Annotated in this window: 20 protein-coding genes and 1 pseudogene; 12 read left to right on the top strand and 9 right to left on the bottom strand. The window is 59.0% G+C overall.

Annotation, left to right across the window (positions count from 1 at the left end):
* The first annotated feature begins 497 nt into the window (after positions 1-497).
* Complete coding sequence (locus tag EO133_RS16935) at positions 498-797, top strand: GNAT family N-acetyltransferase (RefSeq protein ID WP_127073826.1); 300 nt, start codon at positions 498-500, stop codon at positions 795-797.
* Between the two features lie 14 nt (positions 798-811).
* Here EO133_RS16935 and EO133_RS16930 read toward each other — a convergent pair whose 3' ends face one another.
* Together EO133_RS16930 and nadA are read right to left on the bottom strand one after the other, a co-directional pair.
* A complete protein-coding gene (locus EO133_RS16930; RefSeq protein ID WP_206513539.1) occupies positions 812-1,564 on the bottom strand; it encodes a sulfite exporter TauE/SafE family protein in 753 nt (250 codons plus the stop codon).
* Entirely contained in the window at positions 1,561-2,628 is a 1,068-nt protein-coding gene (gene nadA / locus EO133_RS16925) for a quinolinate synthase NadA (protein WP_127073825.1), read from the bottom strand. The genes EO133_RS16930 and nadA overlap by 4 nt, the downstream gene beginning before the upstream one ends.
* Before the next feature lie 144 nt (positions 2,629-2,772).
* Between nadA and eda the strand changes: the two genes are divergently transcribed.
* Entirely contained in the window at positions 2,773-3,408 is a 636-nt protein-coding gene (gene eda / locus EO133_RS16920; RefSeq protein WP_127073824.1) for a bifunctional 4-hydroxy-2-oxoglutarate aldolase/2-dehydro-3-deoxy-phosphogluconate aldolase, read from the top strand.
* A 136-nt stretch (positions 3,409-3,544) separates the two neighbouring features.
* Here eda and EO133_RS16915 read toward each other — a convergent pair whose 3' ends face one another.
* A complete protein-coding gene (locus EO133_RS16915) occupies positions 3,545-3,970 on the bottom strand; it encodes a hypothetical protein (RefSeq protein WP_127073823.1) in 426 nt (141 codons plus the stop codon).
* A gap of 139 nt (positions 3,971-4,109) precedes the next feature.
* On the opposite strand from EO133_RS16915, the gene EO133_RS16910 reads away from it, so the two are divergent.
* From EO133_RS16910 to EO133_RS16890, 6 genes and pseudogenes are all read left to right on the top strand, one after another.
* Positions 4,110-4,907 (top strand): creatininase family protein, encoded by a 798-nt coding sequence (locus EO133_RS16910; protein WP_244640848.1) that lies wholly within the window; start codon positions 4,110-4,112, stop codon positions 4,905-4,907.
* On the top strand, positions 4,904-5,803 hold the full coding sequence (locus EO133_RS16905) for a LysR family transcriptional regulator (protein ID WP_127073822.1): 900 nt from the start codon (positions 4,904-4,906) through the stop codon (positions 5,801-5,803). Before EO133_RS16910 ends, EO133_RS16905 begins: the two co-directional genes overlap by 4 nt.
* Positions 5,804-5,811: 8 nt before the next feature.
* Positions 5,812-7,458 (top strand): HoxN/HupN/NixA family nickel/cobalt transporter, encoded by a 1,647-nt coding sequence (locus EO133_RS16900; protein WP_127073821.1) that lies wholly within the window; start codon positions 5,812-5,814, stop codon positions 7,456-7,458.
* A gap of 175 nt (positions 7,459-7,633) precedes the next feature.
* A complete protein-coding gene (gene hemH / locus EO133_RS16895; protein ID WP_127073820.1) occupies positions 7,634-8,659 on the top strand; it encodes a ferrochelatase in 1,026 nt (341 codons plus the stop codon).
* Between the two features lie 169 nt (positions 8,660-8,828).
* A pseudogene (locus EO133_RS20760) lies at positions 8,829-9,014 on the top strand (glutathione S-transferase N-terminal domain-containing protein); the annotation flags it as partial.
* Complete coding sequence (locus EO133_RS16890) at positions 9,003-9,392, top strand: glutathione S-transferase C-terminal domain-containing protein (RefSeq protein ID WP_345842646.1); 390 nt, start codon at positions 9,003-9,005, stop codon at positions 9,390-9,392. The pseudogene EO133_RS20760 and the gene EO133_RS16890, both read left to right, overlap by 12 nt.
* A gap of 160 nt (positions 9,393-9,552) precedes the next feature.
* Here EO133_RS16890 and EO133_RS16885 read toward each other — a convergent pair whose 3' ends face one another.
* Positions 9,553-10,449 (bottom strand): LysR family transcriptional regulator, encoded by an 897-nt coding sequence (locus tag EO133_RS16885; protein WP_127073819.1) that lies wholly within the window; start codon positions 10,447-10,449, stop codon positions 9,553-9,555.
* 83 nt (positions 10,450-10,532) lie between these two features.
* Here EO133_RS16885 and EO133_RS16880 point away from each other — a divergent pair, with 83 nt between their 5' ends.
* Positions 10,533-11,414, top strand: coding sequence for an alpha/beta hydrolase (locus EO133_RS16880; protein WP_127073818.1), 882 nt, complete (start codon positions 10,533-10,535; stop codon positions 11,412-11,414).
* Positions 11,415-11,496: 82 nt separating this feature from the next.
* Here EO133_RS16880 and EO133_RS16875 read toward each other — a convergent pair whose 3' ends face one another.
* Positions 11,497-12,972 (bottom strand): NAD-dependent succinate-semialdehyde dehydrogenase, encoded by a 1,476-nt coding sequence (locus tag EO133_RS16875; RefSeq protein ID WP_127073817.1) that lies wholly within the window; start codon positions 12,970-12,972, stop codon positions 11,497-11,499.
* 168 nt (positions 12,973-13,140) lie between these two features.
* Here EO133_RS16875 and EO133_RS16870 point away from each other — a divergent pair, with 168 nt between their 5' ends.
* Together EO133_RS16870 and EO133_RS16865 are read left to right on the top strand one after the other, a co-directional pair.
* Positions 13,141-13,872 carry a GntR family transcriptional regulator gene (locus tag EO133_RS16870; protein ID WP_127073816.1) on the top strand — a complete coding sequence of 244 codons (732 nt, stop codon included), beginning with the start codon at positions 13,141-13,143 and terminating at the stop codon, positions 13,870-13,872.
* Positions 13,873-13,977: 105 nt separating this feature from the next.
* Positions 13,978-14,886, top strand: a complete 909-nt coding sequence (locus EO133_RS16865; protein ID WP_127073815.1) for a VOC family protein — start codon at positions 13,978-13,980, stop codon at positions 14,884-14,886.
* Positions 14,887-14,892: 6 nt separating this feature from the next.
* Here the strand turns inward: EO133_RS16865 and EO133_RS16860 are convergent, their stop codons facing one another.
* On the bottom strand, positions 14,893-15,267 hold the full coding sequence (locus EO133_RS16860) for a RidA family protein (protein ID WP_127073842.1): 375 nt from the start codon (positions 15,265-15,267) through the stop codon (positions 14,893-14,895).
* A gap of 111 nt (positions 15,268-15,378) precedes the next feature.
* Here EO133_RS16860 and EO133_RS16855 point away from each other — a divergent pair, with 111 nt between their 5' ends.
* Complete coding sequence (locus tag EO133_RS16855) at positions 15,379-15,669, top strand: GNAT family N-acetyltransferase (protein ID WP_127073814.1); 291 nt, start codon at positions 15,379-15,381, stop codon at positions 15,667-15,669.
* A gap of 6 nt (positions 15,670-15,675) precedes the next feature.
* Here EO133_RS16855 and EO133_RS16850 read toward each other — a convergent pair whose 3' ends face one another.
* The 3 genes from EO133_RS16850 to EO133_RS16840 form a co-directional block, all read right to left on the bottom strand.
* Entirely contained in the window at positions 15,676-17,445 is a 1,770-nt protein-coding gene (locus EO133_RS16850) for a GGDEF domain-containing protein (RefSeq protein ID WP_164735066.1), read from the bottom strand.
* A 125-nt stretch (positions 17,446-17,570) separates the two neighbouring features.
* Complete coding sequence (locus EO133_RS16845; protein ID WP_127073812.1) at positions 17,571-18,173, bottom strand: alpha/beta hydrolase; 603 nt, start codon at positions 18,171-18,173, stop codon at positions 17,571-17,573.
* Positions 18,174-18,176: 3 nt separating this feature from the next.
* Positions 18,177-19,106 (bottom strand): VOC family protein, encoded by a 930-nt coding sequence (locus EO133_RS16840; protein ID WP_127073811.1) that lies wholly within the window; start codon positions 19,104-19,106, stop codon positions 18,177-18,179.
* Positions 19,107-19,236 lie beyond the last annotated feature (130 nt).

Below are 19,236 nucleotides of genomic sequence, written 5' to 3'. Positions count from 1 at the left end.
ATAGCTCCATCCTTCTCCCCTTGAGGGACTTCGAGGTGGTTGCGCAGCAATCAATCGTGCCGGTGGCACGATTGAAACCGAAGAAGGTGCCCCGAAGGGGCGGATTAGGGGTCTCTTTGCAGGCTCACATTTGCCCCCTCACCCGGCGCATTCGCGCCACCCTCTCCCTCAAGGGGAGAGGGGAAACCGAGGCTGGCGCAAGCGGTGGTGAAAGGCCGATAGCGGCGCGCATACCATGCCCCGGATCAGGTCCGGGGCAGAGATGGTGGAGGGAGACGATGGTGCGCTAGTCGAGAAGCCCTACAACACCAACCTATCCGATCTCGCCCGCGGGCTTGACCCGCGGGTCTGTGCCCCCAAGCAAGCGCTGCAAAGAGAGATCCCCGGGTCAAGCCCGGGGACGATAGTGGAGGGGATGGGTGCAATGGGGCGGCAAATTTGCGGTTGCCAGAGCGCATCGAAAATGATGGGCTGGGGACGTCAGCGGAGAGCGATACATGACGGAACCGGAAAAAGAAGTTGTCATCGAGCGCGAAGATGGTCCGACCAAGGGCCGTTATGTGATCCGCATTGACGGGCATGAGGCCGAGATGACTTACACAAAGATCGGCGATAGCAAGATCATCATCGACCATACCGGCGTGCCCGACGCGTTGCGCGGGCGCAGTCTGGGCCCGGCGCTGGTGCAGCGCGGCGTTGAGGATGCGCGGGCGGAGGGTAAAAAGATTATGCCGCTTTGCCCGTTCGCCAAGGCACAGATCGCGCGTCACAAGGAATGGCAGGACGTGCTGGCCTGATCGGCAACAGGTCCTCAGAACAGGCCGAGCATCTTGAGGCCCGCCACAATCAGCACGACCCCCAGCGCCTTGAGGATCGCGTCGGCAGCAAAGCGTTTGATCCCCAGATGTGTGCCCACAAATGTGCCGATCAGCACGAAGGCTGCAAACAGGGGCAATTCGGCCGGCAGCGATTGCACCGAAGCCAAATTGCCCGACAGGCCCGCGATTGAGTTGACAAGAATGAAGGCCGCCGCAATGCCCGATGCCGTGCGCGCGTCCGACCAGCCCATGAACAACAGCAGCGGCGAAAGAAAAATGCCGCCGCCGGTGCCGGTCAGTCCGGAGAGAAAACCAATGCTCGCTCCCGCCAAAATGCCGAGGGCAATCGGCATGGGAGTGGCATCGCGCCAGGGTTTGAATGCGCCGGGCCAAAGTAGCCGGACTGCTGCGGCAAGCAGAACGATGCCGACCAGGGGGCGATAGAAATGGCCGGGCAATTGGATTGCGCCGCCCATAAAGGCCATGGGTGCGGCTCCGAGAAGGAGCGGCCATAGGGTGCGGCCCGAAAAAAGCCCCGCCCGCATATAGCGATAAGCGGCCACCGACCCGGCCAGGATGTTAAGCGAGAGAGCGGTCGGGCGCATCACCTGTGCAGGCAGCCCAAAGAGTGCCATCAGCGCGAGATAGGCCGAAGCACCAGCGTGCCCGACGCTGGTATAAAGCGCTGCGCCAAATCCCATCAGAACGGCAAGCAGCCAGGTTTCTAGCGAAAAGGCCGCTATCAACGTGGGCGAACCGACATCTCGATCATCTTTTCAACCGACGCACGGGCCGGAGCGATCAACTCTTCGGGCACGATGACTTCCTCGGTCATGGTGTGCAGCGACCAGAGGATGTTTTCGAGATTGATGCGCTTCATATGCGGGCAGATGTTGCAGCCGCGCAGGAAGGATACGCCTTCGGTTTCGGCAGCCACATTATCGCTCATCGAGCATTCTGTGACCATAACGACCTTGGCGGGCTTTTCGGTTTTCACCCAATCGATCATGGCCGCGGTTGAGCCTGCGAAATCGGTTGCATCGATCACTTCGGGCGGACATTCGGGATGCGCGATGATCTTGGCACCGGGATAGGCGGCGCGCAGTTCGGCAATATCATCGGCGGTGAAGGTTTCATGGACCTCACAGGCGCCAGCCCAGGTAATGATCTTCTTTTTGGTTTTTTTCGCCGTGTTCTGGGCCAGATACTGATCGGGGATCATGATGACCGTATCGCTATCGACCGCTTCAACGATTGCCAGCGCGTTCGATGAGGTGCAGCACACATCGGTGACAGCTTTGACGGCGGCAGAGGAATTGACATAGGTGACGACCGGAACGCCGGGATATTGCGCCTTCATGGCCAGCACGTCCTCAGCAGTAATCGATGAGGCCAGCGAGCAGCCCGCGCGGCTGTCGGGGATCAGAACGGTTTTGGACGGATTGAGCAGTTTTGAGGTTTCGGCCATGAAATGCACGCCGCATTGCACGATGATATCGGCCTCGACCTTGGTTGCTTCCACGGCAAGCTGCAGGCTGTCGCCGACAATATCGGCAACGCCATAGTAGATTTGCGGGGTCTGGTAGTTGTGGGCCAGAATGACCGCATTCTTTTCGCGCTTGAGGCGGTTGATCTCGAAAATCAGTGGCGCATAGAAGGGCCATTCGATCTCGGGGATGCGATCCTTGATCTTTTCAAAGACCGGGCGTGTTTCACGCTCGACCGATTTTGAGAATTTCAGGTCGAAATTTTCCGCCAGAACGGCTCGGGCGTCATCAATCGGTGTGACCGCGTTGATCTGCTGGATCATGAACCTCTCCACCCGCGAGCCGGACAAATCTTTCGCCGCACTGGCGGCCGGGCTGTTACTTAGGGACTTTTGGTTCCCATTTCAACAAAGCGTGTGCTAGAGGAGGCTCAACAGGGTACGACTTTGGTTGGAGACTTAGAAAAAATGGCCCAGGACGCAGGCAAGCTCAGATCCATTCTGTCGACGGCACCGGTTGTACCAGTCATCATCCATGACGATGTGTCGACCGCACGGGCTTTGGCCGAAGCACTGGTCGCCGGTGGGCTGACAAATCTCGAGGTGACGCTGCGCACCCCCAACGCGCTCAAGGTGATGGCGGAAATGGCCAAGGTTACGGGTGCGGTGGTAGGTTCGGGCACCGTAAGGCGGAAAAAGGACATGAAGGCATCGCGCGACGCGGGCTGTCAGTTCATGGTCTCGCCCGGTGCGCCGGTGGCGCTGCTCGAAGCGGCTGAAGATATTTCGATCCCGCTTCTGCCGGGCGTCGCCTCGCCGACCGAGGCGATGGCCGCTGCGTTGATGGGCTATAGCTATCTCAAGTTCTTCCCTGCTGAAGCCATGGGCGGCGCGCCGGTTCTGAAATCTTTTGCCTCGCCTCTGGCCGATCTGACCTTCTGCCCGACCGGGGGCATCGACCTTGAAAAGGCCAAGACCTATCTCAAACTGCCCAATGTGATCTGCGTCGGCGGGTCCTGGGTGGTGCCAGCCGACAAGATCGAGGCAGGCGATTTTGACGCCATTACAGCTTTGGCCCGCGAGGCGGCCGGGCTGAAAGGCTAAGACCGGACGTTAGAGCCGTTCTGGTTTTGATGGAATCAAAACCCGGCTCTAAGTTTTAGTTTTGTCGCGTGTCCAAACCGCAAAACCGTTTCCGCCCTAGGATCAAGCCCAAGGGCATGCTTTTTCTGGACACGCTCTAGAAATCGAGAAGCGTGATGATGCGCTTTAGCCCTTTGCGCAAATGCTTGCCGCGCTTGTCGCCGAGATCGGCCGCGATTGTTTCTTCGAGTTGACGCCAATGTTCTTCGATGGCCTGCCGGGTGAGATGGCCCTGCTGGGAAAGGCGCGCGCCGGGTTCCATTTCCGGCCCAACCGCAAGGCGCAGCAACATGCCCTTGTCTTCGAGCCGACGCAGGATGGTATCGAGTTGTTCGTCCATCAGGCCGGTGAACTGGGACAGATCGGCAAGGGTTGCCCCTTCCGCTGGCGCCAGCCCAAGCAGGATCGCATCATCGCCCGGTTCCAGCCCGCGCGCGGAAAGCGGGGCAAGCAGGGCCTGTCGGGCCAGATGGCCCGCTTCTATCAGCCGGTAAAGGGTCGATGCTGTTGGTGTCTTGGGCATGGGAAAAGCATTATCGGATGCGGAGGGGGAGGTCGAATCAGCATTTAAGGAACAGTTAATCAGTCCGCGCATGGTTGTTCGGAACGGGCGCACAAGCTAATCCTAATTGTCTTCAATCTGTTTAACGGAACTCATTGGCGTGGCGCTTTCCCGTTTACCCTCTATCGATGCGCTGGCAGGCCACTGCCTGACGGACAAAACCATCGGCATCTTACCGGTCGGGGCCACTGAAGCGCATGGCCCGCACCTGCCGGTTTCGACCGATTGCGACATTGCCGAAGGCCATCTTACGGCATTGGCCGGCCATCTGCCCCCAAAAATCGACGCATTGGTGCTGCCCATCCAGCGCATAGGCGCTTCGCTCGAGCATGCCCATCTTGCCGGAACCCATAGTGCGGATTTCGCCTCGCTGCTTGCCGAATGGTTTGCCATTGCGAAAGCCTTTCGCGAAAGCGGCGGGCGTAAGCTCGTGATTGTTTCATCCCATGGTGGCAATAGTGCGGTGGTCGATAGCCTGATTCTTCGCGCAAGGGCGGAACTGGACATGCTGGCGGTCGGTACCGGTTGGCTGCGCTTTGGTTATCCGGAAGGGCTGTTTGACGAAAACGAACGTCGCTATGGTATCCATGGCGGGGATATCGAGACGTCGCTGATGCTGCACTATTGGCCGGAAAAGGTGGACATGGCGCGGGCCGAAAATTTCGTTTCCCGGTTGGAACGGCTTGAGCCGCAGATGGCGCATTTGACCGCTTATGGGCGGCATCGATTCGGCTGGTTAAGCACCGATCTTCATCCAGCAGGGGTGGTGGGCAATGCAGCGGCGGCCAGCGCTGCGAAAGGCGCGGCAGCGGCCAGCCATATACTTGGCGGCTTTGTCGACCTGCTTGAAGATATTGACCGGTTTGATCTCGAATGGTTGGGGGAACAAAAGGCATGACGCAGGATCTGGCCCGCATCAGGGCGTTCGTTCAGGTTTACGATGCGGGCGGATTTTCCGCCGCTGCGCGGGTACACGGGCGCTCCAAGGCGCTTCTGTCCAAATATGTGACCGATCTTGAAGACTATCTCGGCGTGCGGCTTATGAATCGCACAACCCGCAAACTCAGCCTTACCGAAGCCGGGGAAGCCTATTATCGGGAAGTGAGCGAGATTCTTACCCGGCTCGATGATCTTGATGCAACCATCACCGACCAGACGGCGGCGCCGCGCGGGATATTGCGGGTTTCCGCGCCGCGCAATTTCGGCGAATCTACCCTTGCCGATCCGTTGTTTGAGTTTGTGAGGCTGCACCCGGACGTAACGCTCGATCTCAAGTTGGAAGATCGGATGGTCGATCTTGTCGATGAAGGGTTTGACGTCGCCCTGCGGATTTCGGCCATGGCCGACAGTTCCTTGATCGCCCGCAAGATTGCTGAAACCTGCGCCTATGTCTGTGCCTCGCCATCGCTTATCAAGGCCCATGGCATTCCCAAGACCCCGGACGCGCTGCGTGGGTTGCCCTGTATCATCGACACAAATATGAGCGGGCAGGCCAATTGGCGCTTTATCGAGGATGATAAAACCGTCTCGATCCACGTGGATGGGCCGATAAAGGTCAATTCTCCGGTGGGCGCCAGGATCGCTGCACAAAAAGGCCTAGGTTTTGCGATATTGCCCAGTTTTCTTGCTGATTCTGCCATCGCCGAGGGGAGCCTGGTGCCTGTTCTTGAAAGCTATTTGCCGCAACGGCCCTTGCTGCAGGCGGTTTATCCGCACAGGCGGCATCTTTCAGGAAAGGTGAGGGCGCTTATCGATTTCCTCGTTGCCTGGTTTGAAAAAAATCCCATTCGTTAGAGAGATTTATGCCCCAAGGCTTTTTTGCCCGTTTTCTCGCACTTCTGCTTGTTCTTGTTTCCGGGCTAGGGCTGGCAGTTCCAGCCAAGGCGCATCCCCATATCTGGATCGATGCGCGCGGCGACTTCCTGTTTGAGGACGGTGCTCTTGCCGCTATCCGGCATCATTGGACGTTCGATCCCTATTTCAGCGCCTGGGCGATCCAGGGCCTGGATGCCGATGGCGACGGGATATTGACGCCCGAGGAATTGCAGCCGCTGGCAGACGAAAACATCATCGGGCTCGATTACTATTCATATTACACCTTTTCCGGGCGGGATCAGGAAGAGCTGGGCTTTGCCGGCGCTTATGAGCCTTCGATGGTCTATGAGGGTGGGCAGGTTACGCTGACTTTTACTGTCAGGCTTGACCGGCCCCGTACAATCGGGCGCTCGTATGATATTTCGGTGGGCGATCCCGAGTATTACGCCGCTTTTACCTTCGACGAGGACAATCCGATAACATTGGTCGGGGCGCCGGACGGCTGCGTCGCCAATGTCAGCCCGCCACGCCCGGTATCGCCTGAGATCGAAGAGCAGTTGTTCATGCTCGGACCCGAAGTAACCGAATTGCCCGACGAGTTGCGCGATGCGGCGCGCGACCTTGCAAATCTTGTTACGCTTTCCTGTCCGGTCGGGCCGGCGACAACGGCAATCGATGCTATTGAAGAAGTGACAAGTTCGGGCCCGGTGCGTCCGCCCTTTGTCGCACCTCCGGTCGAGCCGTCGATTGCACCCAATACGGGCGGCCTCCTGGGCTGGATCGGCCAACAGCAACAGCATTTCTATCGCGCGCTGACTGCGGCGCTTTCGGCTCTGCACGAGGACAATAATGCCTTCTGGGTCCTTGGCGGTCTGAGTTTTCTTTACGGCGTGTTCCATGCGGCAGGGCCAGGGCATGGCAAGGTCGTGATCTCGTCATATATTCTGGCCAATGAGCGGCAATTGCGGCGCGGAATCGTTTTGAGTTTCCTTTCGGCGATGATGCAGTCACTGGTTGCGATCGGGTTCGTTACCATTGCAGCGGGTGCGCTAAGACTGACTTCGATGGCTATGAGCGATACGGCAAACTGGATGGCGATCGGTTCATACGGGTTGGTCGCGCTGTTGGGGGCATGGCTCGCTGCGCGCAAGATTTTGGGGTTCGGACATGCACATGGACATGTGCATGAACCCGCGCTCGCGACGGCCACGGCGGGTGCTGGCGGCCATGCAGGCCATGGGCATCACCATCACCACGACCACCATCATGGCCATGATGGCGCGTGCAGCCACCATGTGGTTTTGCCCGAGCAAACCAAAGGCGACTGGCGCAGCGCACTGGGGGTCATCGTTTCGGTTGGATTGCGCCCCTGTTCCGGAGCGCTGGTCGTACTCGTTTTTGCCCTGACGCAAGACCTTCTGGCTGCAGGCATCTTGGCGACCTTCATGATGGGGATCGGCACGGCCATTACGGTAGCGGCCCTCGCGTCACTCGCGGTCGGCGCCAAAGGGCTGGCTGCGCGGTTCAGCGGCGGTGGCGCAATGGCCGACAGGGTGCTGTGGTGGGTGGAACTGGCAGCGGCGCTGGTTGTGATGGGATTCGGGCTTTTGCTGTTGTTTGCGGCGCTTGGATAGGTCCAGACACCGGTTTGGTACGTATCAACGGGCAAAAGGCCGCATTCGGCGCGTGGATGGTTGCCCGCAAGAGCAATCGCGCTATTGTGCGGCAAATTTTTTTTCCAAGGATGCGCCGGGCAGTTAATGGCTTGAGGCGTGTCAGCCTCACAGCAATTGCCCCGCGAGAATGTTCATGTCCGACATCCTGCCTCCCGATCATCCGCCTGTCAAAAAGCGCAAGATCGGCGTGCTGCTGCTCAATCTGGGGACGCCCGATGCGACCGATTATTGGAGCGTGCGGCGCTATCTCAAGGAGTTTTTGTCCGATCCGCGCGTCATCGAGACACCCAAGCTGATCTGGTGGCCGATCCTTAACGGCGTGATTCTGTCGCTGCGCCCGCAAAAGGCTGGCGCCAATTACGCCAAGATCTGGGACAAGGAGCACAATGACAGCCCGCTGCGCGTCATCACGCGCAAGCAGGCGGAAAAGCTGCAGCAGGCTTTCGGGCCGGAGGAAGACGTGGTTGTCGATTTCGCCATGCGTTATGGCAATCCCTCGACCAAATCGGTGATCGAAAAGCTCAAGGACGAGGGCTGCGACCGCATCCTGTTGTTCCCGCTCTATCCGCAATATTCCGCGACCACGACGGCAACAGCCAACGATCAGGCATTCCGCGCGCTGGCCGATATTCGCTGGCAGCCGGCGGTGCGGACGGTCCCGGCCTATTTCGAGGACAAGATTTTCATCGAGATGCTGGCCAAGTCGATCACGGACGGGCTGGCCAAGCTCGATTTTACGCCGGACCTTGTGATTACCTCCTATCACGGCATGCCCAAATCCTATCTCGACAGGGGCGATCCCTATCACTGCCAGTGTTTCAAGACCACGCGGCTCGTGCGTGAGCATCTGGGCTGGGACAAGGACAGGATAATGGTCACGTTCCAAAGCCGGTTCGGGCCGACCGAATGGCTCCAGCCCTATACGGACGAAACGCTCAAGAGCCTGCCGGGCAAGGGGATCAAGAAGGTTGCGATTCTCGCCCCTGCCTTTTCAGTCGATTGCATCGAAACGCTTGAGGAAATCGAAATGGAGGGCCATGAGGAGTTCATGGAAGCGGGCGGCGAAAAATACGCCTATATTCCATGCCTCAACGACACGCCGGAGGGCATGAAAGTGATCGAAACCATTGTGCGCCGCGAATTGTCGGGGTGGCTGTAGAACCGCCGGAACGTGGCGCGAGGCGTATGTGTCTCGCACCTGAGCTTTTTTCGTGCATTCATATTCGCGCTACTGACGATTATTCCGACCCTTGGGGTCATTCTGTTCCTGCCGGAGAGATATTGCCATGACGTCTATGGGGCATCTGTTTTAATCGCCGACCTCTCCGTTTGTGCGCAAGGTATGCGTCATGGCGACCGAATTGGGCCACAAACTGACGCTTGAGCCGATTGCTGCAAGCCCGGTCGCGCCGGAGCCGCACCCTGATCTTCTGGCCGTCAATCCCTTGGGCAAGGTTCCCGCATTACAATTGCCATCGGGCCGGGTGCTTTATGGCAGCCAGGTGATCTGCCGCTATCTGGGGCAGGGCACGCCGTTCTATCCCGACGGGGATGCCCATTGGGATGCGGTTACGCGTGAGGCGCTGGCTGACGGGCTGGTCGATGCGGCCTTGCTGGCGCGGTACGAAAACCACCTTCGGCCTGAGGCCTTACGCTGGAGCGACTGGGCCAAAGGGCAGATGGCCAAGGTCAACCGGGCGCTGGACGCGATGGAGGCCACTCGCCCGGATGCCGCGCGTTTCGATATCGGCGATGTCGCGACGGGTTGCGCTCTCGGATATTTGGATTTTCGTTATCCCGAAATCGACTGGCGCGGCCAATACCCGCATTTGCAGGCGTTCGCCGGGATCATTTTCGCCAGAGATTCATTTCGCGATACTGTGCCGGCTTAGGGCGCGGGATTTGATTGAAGCAAATCCTCGACCCTGGAGCAAATCTGCTTTTCATTGAATCGCAGACTTGCTCTAACTTCTTGTTTTGTCGCGTGTCCGAACCGGAAAACCGTTTCCACCCTCGGATCAAGTCCAAGGGCATGCTTTTGCTGGACACGCTCTAGAGCACATCGTGAATCTGCTGGCGTAGCCAGTCAACGGCGGGATCGCCCTGCCGTTGCGCCGGCCAGGCCATGGCAACGTCGAAACCACTGACCGGAACCGGCGGCTCGAACAGCCGCAGGCGGTGATAGACGGCCATCTGTTCGGCGATGCGGCGTGCGATCGTCATCACGTAATCGGTTTCCGCCACCATCGCCGGCGCGGCCAGGAAATGCGGTGTGGTGACGGCAATGGTGCGGCGCGCGCCGATGCGCGCCAATGCCGCGTCGACGGGGCCGGAGGTGTCGGCACGCGGGGCGATCAGCACATGGCCTTCGGCAAGGAATTCATCGATGGTGGGGGTCGGCGAAAGGCGTGGGTGATCGCTGCGCGCGATGCAGACATAGGCCTCATGGAACAGGGTCTCGCGGTTGCGCAGGCTGCGCAGCGACCAGTCGTCGCGAATGGCGAGATCGAAGTCGGCGATCGCAAGGCGGTCGCTGAAATGCTCTTCCAGCGGCAGGATTTCGACCGAGGCGGCTGGTGCCGTCTCGTGCAGGCGTGCGACGACGCGCGACAGCACGGCGCTGACGGCGTAGTCGTTGGCGGCAATCGTGAAGCGGCGTTTCGTCGTCGCCGGGTCGAATGTCGCCTGCGGAGTGATGACCGATTCGATCTCCGCGATCAGCGCGGCAAGCCGTGGCTGCAATTGGCGCGCGAGATGGCTCGGAACCATGCCGCGCCCGTCCCGGATGAGTAGAGGATCATCAAAGGCGTCGCGCAGCCTTGCCAGAGCCGCCGAGGTGGCCGGCTGGCTGAGGTTGAGCCGGCGCGCGGCACGCGACACCTGCTCTTCGCTCAGCAGTGCTTCCAGCACCGGCAGAAGGTTGAGGTCGAAGCTTCGAGTATTTGTCATATGGATATATTATATACAAATGATCCATTTGACAAATTAAATGGGCGATTGTCTCCTTGGAACGATGAAAAAGGAGCAGGACCATGCAAGAAGAACGGTTTGAATTCGACAATGCCGGCGCGCGGCTCGTCGGCGTGCTCTACCGGCCGGACGGAGATGCACGGGGCGCGGTCGTGACGACCGGTCCGCTGACCTCGGTGAAGGAGCAGGCCGCTGGTGTCTATGCGCGCGCCATGGCGGAGCGGGGTTATGCCGCGCTTGCCTTCGATCATCGCACATTCGGAGAAAGCGAGGGAGAACCGCGTCAGTTCGAAAATCCTCTGGGCAAGGCAGACGACATCGTTGCGGCGATCACCGCGCTCGACCGGGATGCCCGGACCGCGGGGCTGCCGGTCTATGCACTGGGCGTGTGCGCGGGCGGCGGCTACATGGCCCGAGCGGTATCTGACGATAAGCGGGTGACGGCCTTTGCCGGTATTGCCGGCGTCTATCCCGACGCGCAACAGACCCGCACCTGGATGGGCGAAAACTACCAGGCCGCGCTCGACCGCGCCGCCGAGGCCGAGAAATGCTGGCGTGAAACAGGGCAGGCCGAGACGATCCCCGCAGTGGCCGCTGGCAATGGCGATGTGGCGATGCCGTTGGATGAAGCCTTCGCCTATTACGGCACGCCGCGTGGCGCGGTGGACAACTATGTCAACGGCTTTGCTGTGCAGTCGCGGGCCTACACCCTGCCGTTCGACGTGCAGGAGATTGCGGAAAGGATCACGGTTCCGTCGATCATCGTGCATTCCGAGAACGCTCTGATGCCCGATCTTGCCCGCCGCTTCTATGCGGCGCTGGCGGTCGAGAAGGAACAATTGTGGCTGCAGTCGCAAGGGCAGATCGATTTCTACGACGATCCCGCCCTTATCGCGCCGGCAGCCGATGCAGTCGCGCGGTTCTTCGCGCGGCGCGGGCAATAGGTGGAAGTCGTTAGCGCGCCGCGATCGTCATGCCTTTGGAACGGCCAATGGCCCTTGGGGGAATCTCAAATCCCCACAAGCCTTAAACCGAAATGCAGAGATATTTGATGTCGAGATAATCCTCGATGCCGTATTTGGAACCTTCGCGGCCAAAGCCGGATTGCTTGACCCCGCCAAAGGGGGCGGTTTCGGTTGAGATTAGCCCGGTATTGATGCCCACCATGCCGTATTTGAGCGCCTCGGCAACCTTGAAGACCTTGGAAAGATCCTTGGCGTAGAAATAGGATGCAAGGCCGAATTCGGTGGCATTGGCCAATTCGATCACCTCATCGGTGCCGGTGAATTTGAAGAGCGGCGCCACGGGGCCGAAAATTTCCTCGCGCGCGATCCGCATGGTCTTGTCGGCATTTTTCAAGAGCGTCGGTTCAAACATAAGGCTGTCCCCACTGCGCTTGCCGCCAAGCGCGATCTCGCCGCCGCCCGAGCGGGCATCGTCAAGCAGTTCAACAACCTTTTCGATGGCCTTTTCATTGATGAGCGGGCCGATATCGACACCCTTTTCCATGCCATTGCCCTGCTTGAGTTCCTTCATTCTGGCGGCGAGCTTTTCGGCAAAGGCATCATAGACGTCCGCGTGAACATAGATGCGGTTGGCGCAAACGCAGGTTTGCCCGCCATTGCGGAATTTTGAAATCATCGCGCCGTCGACCGCCGCATCGAGATCGGCGTCCTCGAACACGATGAACGGGGCATTACCGCCCAGTTCCATGCTCATGCGTTTGACGTCATCGGCGCATTGGCGCATCAGGATCTTGCCCACATTGGTCGAGCCGGTGAAGCTGATCTTGGCAACCTTTGGATTGGCGCAAAGCTCCTGACCGATCGCCGGGGCGTCTGTGCCGGGAACGACGTTGAAAACGCCCGGCGGAAAGCCACACCATTCCATCAGCCGGGCAAGGGCGAGGGCTGAAAGCGGCGTTTCGGCCGCAGGCTTGGCAACCACCGTACATCCTACGGCCAGAGCCGGCGCGAGTTTGCGCGCCAGCATGGCGTTGGGAAAATTCCAGGGGGTGATGAGGCCGACAACGCCCACAGGTTGCTTGAGCACCATGATGCGCTTGTCGGGCTGATGGCCGGGGATCGTATCGCCATAGACGCGCCTTGCCTCTTCGGCGAACCATTCGATATAGGCTGCGCCGTAAAGGACTTCTCCGCGTGCCTCGGCCCAGGGCTTGCCCATTTCCAGAGTGAGGATGGTGGCCAGATCGTCTGCATTTTCCACCATCATGCGATGGAGTTTTTTCAAGAGGTCAGCACGTTCCTTCGCCGTTTTTCCGGCCCAGCCCGGTTGCGCCTTATGCGCAGCATCAATGGCAACCTGGGTGGCGTGGGTCGAAAGATCGGAAATCTGGGCAAGCACTTCGCCGGTTGCCGGATTGGCAACACGAAAGACCTTGCCGCGCGAGGAAACCGTGTTCCACTTGCCATCGATGAAACCACCCGCCACAACAAGGCTCTTGTCCCTGAGTTTGTCGAGAAGTGCTGACGTGAGGGTCATGGTGAGGCTCCCAAGGTTATAAGTCATTGAAATGCAATTGAACGCTGAAATCGCTGCCGGTTCAATCCTTGACAAGAGCTTTGCTCTTGCCGGCATATGCGTTCATTGTACTATGGTTGCTGCAAATGGCCGCTAGCGCTTGGAATCGCTTGGGTATAAGAACATCAAATGACAGAACAAAACAGCCCATATGCCTTTCTTGAGCGGCCAGAACACATGCCGCGCGGCTCGCTGGCCAGCCATGTAACCGCGCAATTGCGCGCGGCGATTGTATCGGTCAGGCTCAAGCCCGGCACAATGCTCGACAAAAGTGAAATCTGCACCCGGCTGGGCGTATCGCGCTCGCCGGTGGCCGAGGCCATGGCGCGGTTGCAGGGGGAAGGGTTGATCGACATTCTGCCCCAGCGCGGGTCTGTGGTGTCGCGGGTATCGCTGGCGGCAGTGACCGAGTATGTCTTTATCCGCAAGGCGCTCGAATGCGAGACGGTGCGCAAGCTGGCAGAAGATCGGCCCGCGGGGCTGATGGATACGCTTTTGGCCAATATCGAGGCCCAGCGCGATCGCGCAAAAACCGACGACCGCATCGGATTTCACGCGCAGGACCTTCAGTTCCACGAATTGCTGCTCAACGCTGCGGGCTATAAGCGCATGAAGGCAATGGTGGATACCGCGCGCAACAATCTTGATCGAGCGCGCTATCTGTCAAACCGTATCCGGCAGCTCGACATTGCATTCCATGAGCATGTTGCGATTGTTGAAGCAATCGGGCGCGGTGATGCCGATGGTGCGGCTGCGGCGATGCGGCTTCATCTCGACGGTATGGTAACCTCGGTCCTCGAGGTGGCGCGGCAAAACCCGGCCCTGTTTTCCGATGGCGAACTGGCCCACACCACTGCGTGACGCGCGACTGTCTGTTTTTCACGAACGCATTGTAGGGATTGTTTGGGTTTAAGTGGCGAGTTGTCGAGCCTAGATTGATTGCAAAGACACTCTGGAGACTATCCAATGTCCACGCAGACACAAACTGTAGCGACCCCTTCACTGATGCCAAATTCAACAAGGCTGGGGGCCGTTCATATCGGCATTACAGACGCAGCCAAGGCGCTTGCCATCTGGCGCGATGTCGTTGGGTTGACGCTTTTTGAAGCCGATGCGGAAAAGCTGGTGCTTGGCGCTGGCGACAAGCCGCTTATCGTTTTGCACCTCGATAGCGCAACGCCGGTGGCCCAGCATACGACGGGTCTTTATCACGTTGCCATACACGTTCTGACACGGCGCGATTTCGCCCGTGCGCTCAATCGTGCGTTGCATGCGCAGGTGCGGATTTCGCCTACCGACCATCTCGTTTCAGAAGCACTTTATCTGTGGGATCTGGACGGCAATGGCATCGAGATCACTTTTGAAACGCCCTGGCGCGGCAGGTTTGTAGAGGGCGATGATTTACGCGCGGAAACCGTGGACGGCGAGCCGCATTCGGGCCGCGAGCCGATAGACGTTCCGGGGCTGATGGCCGAACTGGATGGCGACGATACCCCTTTGGCGCCGATGCCGGAGGGGACGCGGATCGGGCACGTGCATGTCCATGTCGGCGATCTCGACCAGGCGATGGGCTTTTATCGCGATACGCTGGGGTTTGCTGGCCAGCTCCTGAGCCGACGTTATGGCATGGGTGATGTGACGCTCGATTATGCGCCGCATATCCTTGCCTTCAATACCTGGGCAGGACATGACGCTCCACGGCCGCCTGCGGGAGCCGCAGGCCTGCGCTGGCTCGAAATCGTGGTCGAGAACGCCGATGTGCTCGACAGTCTTGTGAATCGCCTGCGCCGTGACGGGGCTCCTGTCGATCCCATTGCGGGCGGGATCGAAACAGCCGATCCCTGGGATAATGCGATCAGGGTTATCGTGGCCTGATCGCGGTCAGGGGCGGCGCGCGATCATGTCGATTTCGACCAGTGCCCCGACAGCCAGCCCGGAAACTCCGATTGTAGTGCGGGCCGGCAATTTGCCCTTCTCAAAATAGGAGGCGTAAGTCTCGTTCATTGCCGCATAGTCACGCTCGAAATCGGTCAGATAGATGCGGATCATGGTGACATTTTCGAGGGCAAGTCCGATGCCGCCCAGAATGATTGTGAGATTGTCCATCACCCGGCGCGTCTGGGCCTCTATGCCTTCGGGCAAGGGGGCATCGGGCGCTTCGGGATCGGTGGGCATCTGGCCCGTCACAAAAACCCATCCATCGGCCTCGACCGCGTGAGAAAACGGCGCAACAGGGCGCGGGCCGGAGGTAATCATGTGATGGACGGGCAGGGGCATGGAACTATGCTCTCACTTTACGGTTGGCACGGAGTGCTATGCACTGTGCTTTGTGCATCGCGCCAGGTCAACGCTGTCATGGGAAACGAAATGGAAATAGAGATCTCTCACAATTTGCATGGGGATAGAGGCCGCTATTGGGCGCAGATTGCGCCAGGATACGAGGCGGAGATGACCTATCACTATCGTGGGCCTGACGTGATCGTGATCGACCATACCTATGTGCCTCCAGCCTATGAGGGGCAAGGGGTGGGGCTTGAACTGGTGCGGCGCGGGGTGGCCGACGCGCGCGGGAAGGGGCTCAAGATCGTCCCGCAATGTCCGTTCGTGGCGGCGCTTTTCCGGCGCTACGAGGAGTGGAAGGACGTTCTGGCGGCGTAGTTACCGTCAGAGATAGGTGAGTTCGCTGCCCGAAAGACTGGCTTTGCCAAGCTTGGGATCAAACAATACAACGCGGTCGCGGCCCTGGTCCTTGGCACTATAGAGCGCGGCGTCGGCCATATCCGTGCCCATATCAAGCGAATCGGAGGGCTTGAGCAGGGTCGCGCCGATTGAAGCGGTGAGCGCCAGCGTGCGTCCGTCCGGCAGGACGACAGGCTGGTTGCGTATCATTTCAACGATTGCGAGGGTTGTGTCATGCAAGCGTCCGCTATCGCATTCGCGCAGCAGAACGATGAATTCATCGCCACCCCAACGGCCACAGAAATCATATGTGCCGATGGATGAAGCAAGCCTGCGGGCGACCTCAGCGGCAACGCGGTCGCCGGCGGCGTGACCCTCGGTGTCGTTGACGTGCTTGAAATGGTCGATGTCGATCAGCAGTAGCCCATTGGTAAAATCGCCCTTGAGTGCCAATTCACGAGCGCGGGCAAAGGCATTGGCAAAGCCGCGGCGATTATAAATGCCTGTCAGGGCGTCGATATTGACAAGCGATTCCAGTTCTTCAGTGCGTTCCTTGATCTGGCCCTCGAGATCGATCTTCGCATAGGTGATCGCATTGACCATTTCGTGCATGGTCCGGGACAGCCTGCCGATTTCATCTTTGCCCGGATCGGTTTTTAATGTCGGCTTGCTGCCGGTGCGGACAGCTTCAACACCAGTTTCGAGCCGGGCCAGACGATCGAGCACCATGATCTTGAACGCGAAGGTCAGCCCAAGGGCAAGAAGGGTCATCAAGATGCCCAAGAGGATTGCCGCCGGGACAAAAAGCGAGCCGTCGACGATCTCATCGACATCGGTCATCGTGACGTTGTACCAGCCGACGCCATCGAGATAGCCGACACCGACCAGCATGGGCTTGCCCCCAACGGTCATCATGGCGGTGTGGATGTCGTCACCGCCCCTGATTGCGGCATTCATCATGGTGCGCAGGCGTGCGGTATCCGATGGGCCGCCCAAAAGCGAGAAGACGGTGCTTTTCTGCGCCAGATCCTTGGTGAGAGAATGAAAATCGATAAGGGAGGCATCGGCATGGGCCTGAACGGCGCCGGCCTGATCGATGAATACCGACTGGATGCCCGGCTGGCGGATATCGATCACCTCGCGGATAAAGGCGGAAAGATTGAGCCCGGTGCCAATGATGGCCTGCACCTGACCTTCGTGAGAGACGATGCAGTTTATCCAGACATTGGTGACGCGCAGCACGTCGTTGGAATCGACGTTGAGAAAACAACCTTCCCGGCGCTGCCGCGTGGTGAAATACCAGCCATCGCGTGGATTGTTTGAGCGCACCGTATACTGGAAAGGATCGTCGGCATAAGCGTTCTGAGCGTCGTTATAATAGTAGTTGCCCGAGGCATCGATGACGATGAAGGCGCTGCGGTTATCGAAGGCTTCCCGATAGTGCTCGAGTTCGGCCAGCCCCCGCTGCTTGAGAACCGGATTATGCTCATCCTGTGCCCATGCGATGATTGTTGGCGAGCGGGACAACGACTGCGCCAGGGAAACTTCGCGCTGGAGCGTCGCCAGGCCGCGATAGCGGTCATACTGCACCTGCTTTTCAGTCAGCAGAGTAGCTATGCGCAGGGTGGCATCTTCGGCGATCCGTGCATAGACGAGATAGGCGGGCGCTGCCAGTAGGGCGAAAACGGCGAGCGCAGCAAGAAAGACCCGCGTGCGCAGGCCTGACAATAGCGGTCGTCCTCGGGAAAGCGACATCATCGCCATCCTGCCCCCTAATGCAAAGGGCGACATCTCAGCCCTTGTCGAGCAGGAAAGTTACATCATCAAGTCTTTAGGTTTTGCTAACCCTCCGGCGCTGGGCGCCGGAGGGGCAAGGCATTTCAAACTGTGGCGAGAAAATCGCGGGCGCCGACAAGTTCTTCCTGGCGGATTTCGTGTCCGCCCTCATGCCAAAGGGTTTGCACATCGGCATTCTGGCGGGCCAGATAATCGGCAAGCCGTTCGGTGTGACCTGCGGGCGCGATCGGGTCACGGCGACCGGCGGTTATCAGTATGCGTTTGCCGGCAAGTCCGGGCGCATCCGCAGGCGTCCAGGGGATCAGTGGATGCATCAATATCCCGCCATCGAAAATACCGGGATGGGAGAGCATGACCGATGCCAGGATATTGGCGCCGTTGGAATAACCAAGGCCATAGATCGGTCCCTTGTGTTCCAGCGCGTTTACAAAACCAGCCATCTGATCGGTGCGTATGGTGAGGTCTTTCATATCGTAAACGCCTTCGCCGGTACGCCGGAAATAGCGCAGGGCGCCACCTTCCGACACATCGCCACGTGGCGCAACCAGCCGGGCATGGGGCAGCAATTGCCGCCCCAGCTCGAAGAACTGGTTTTCGTCCCCACCAGTGCCGTGCAGAAGAACGAGGAGCGGGGCGCCGGGTGCCTCGTTTTGATGCTCGCGATAGATATAGGCGGAAAGCGTCATGGCTCAGTCCTTTATTTGAGGCAGGCTGGTTTCAAGGTAGCTGCGCAGATGCTCATGCTGGGTCGGCAGCTTGAGCGCTTCGCCAAGATGAGCGGGGTCTTCGTCGCGAGCGAAACCGGGTTCGTTGGTTGCGATCTCGAACAGGACGCCGCCAGGGGTGCGGAAATAGATCGCCCAGAAGTAGTCGCGGTCGATGACAGGAGTTACCTGATAACCGGTGTCGATGAGGGCGTTACGCACTTCAAGCTGCGCGGCACGGTTTTCAACGGCGAACGCAATATGATGGACCGAACCCGCACCCAGATCGCCGCGTGGCATATTGGGCAGAGTCTGCACATCGATATAGTCGGCGCCATTGCCACCGGGAATGGCAAAGCGCTTGATGCCCTTGGAGGTGTCGACCGGCTCATAGCCCATGAACTTGAGCAGTTCTTCAGTCGCACCACTGTCGCGGACGCGCATGGACGCGCCGAAAAAACCGCGAATGGCTTCATCGTCTTTCACCGAGCCGCCGGTCCAGGGTGCGCGGGTATCGTTGCCGGTTTCGACAAGAACGAGCGCGTCGCCATCGGGTCCGGAAAAACGCAGACGTTTCTGGCCAAAGCTTTCGTCAGGCGTTGCCTGTACGCTTTTGCTGGCAAGCCGTTCCTTCCAGAAACCAAGGCTGCCCTCGGGCACGGAAAAGACGGTTTCACCAACCTCACCGCTGCCGGGCCGACCGCGAATGATGTGGGGGAAGGGGAAATAGGTCATCACTGAGCCGGGCGTGCCCTCTTCATCGCCATAATAGAGGTGATAGACGGAAGGCTCGTCGAAATTGACGGTTTTCTTGACGCGGCGCAGACCGAGCGTGCCGGTGAAAAAGCGGTTATTGGCGTCGGCATCGCCGGCCATCGCGGTAACGTGATGCAGGCCCTTGATCTGATTCAGCATGGGATCACTCCGGGTTGGGTGCGCTTTTACGACCAATCGGGCCGCGCACCAAATGTGTGATCTCAATATAGACCGGCAATCTTTCATCAGAAGGCGTCAAAATGTTCATAGATTATTCGATAATCTTGAA

The sequence above is a fragment of the Pelagibacterium lentulum genome (assembly GCF_003992625.1).
Taxonomy (GTDB): Bacteria; Pseudomonadota; Alphaproteobacteria; order Rhizobiales; family Devosiaceae; genus Pelagibacterium; species Pelagibacterium lentulum.
The sequence above is the reverse complement of the archived record's forward strand: the minus strand, read 5'-3'. Positions and strand labels throughout refer to the sequence as shown.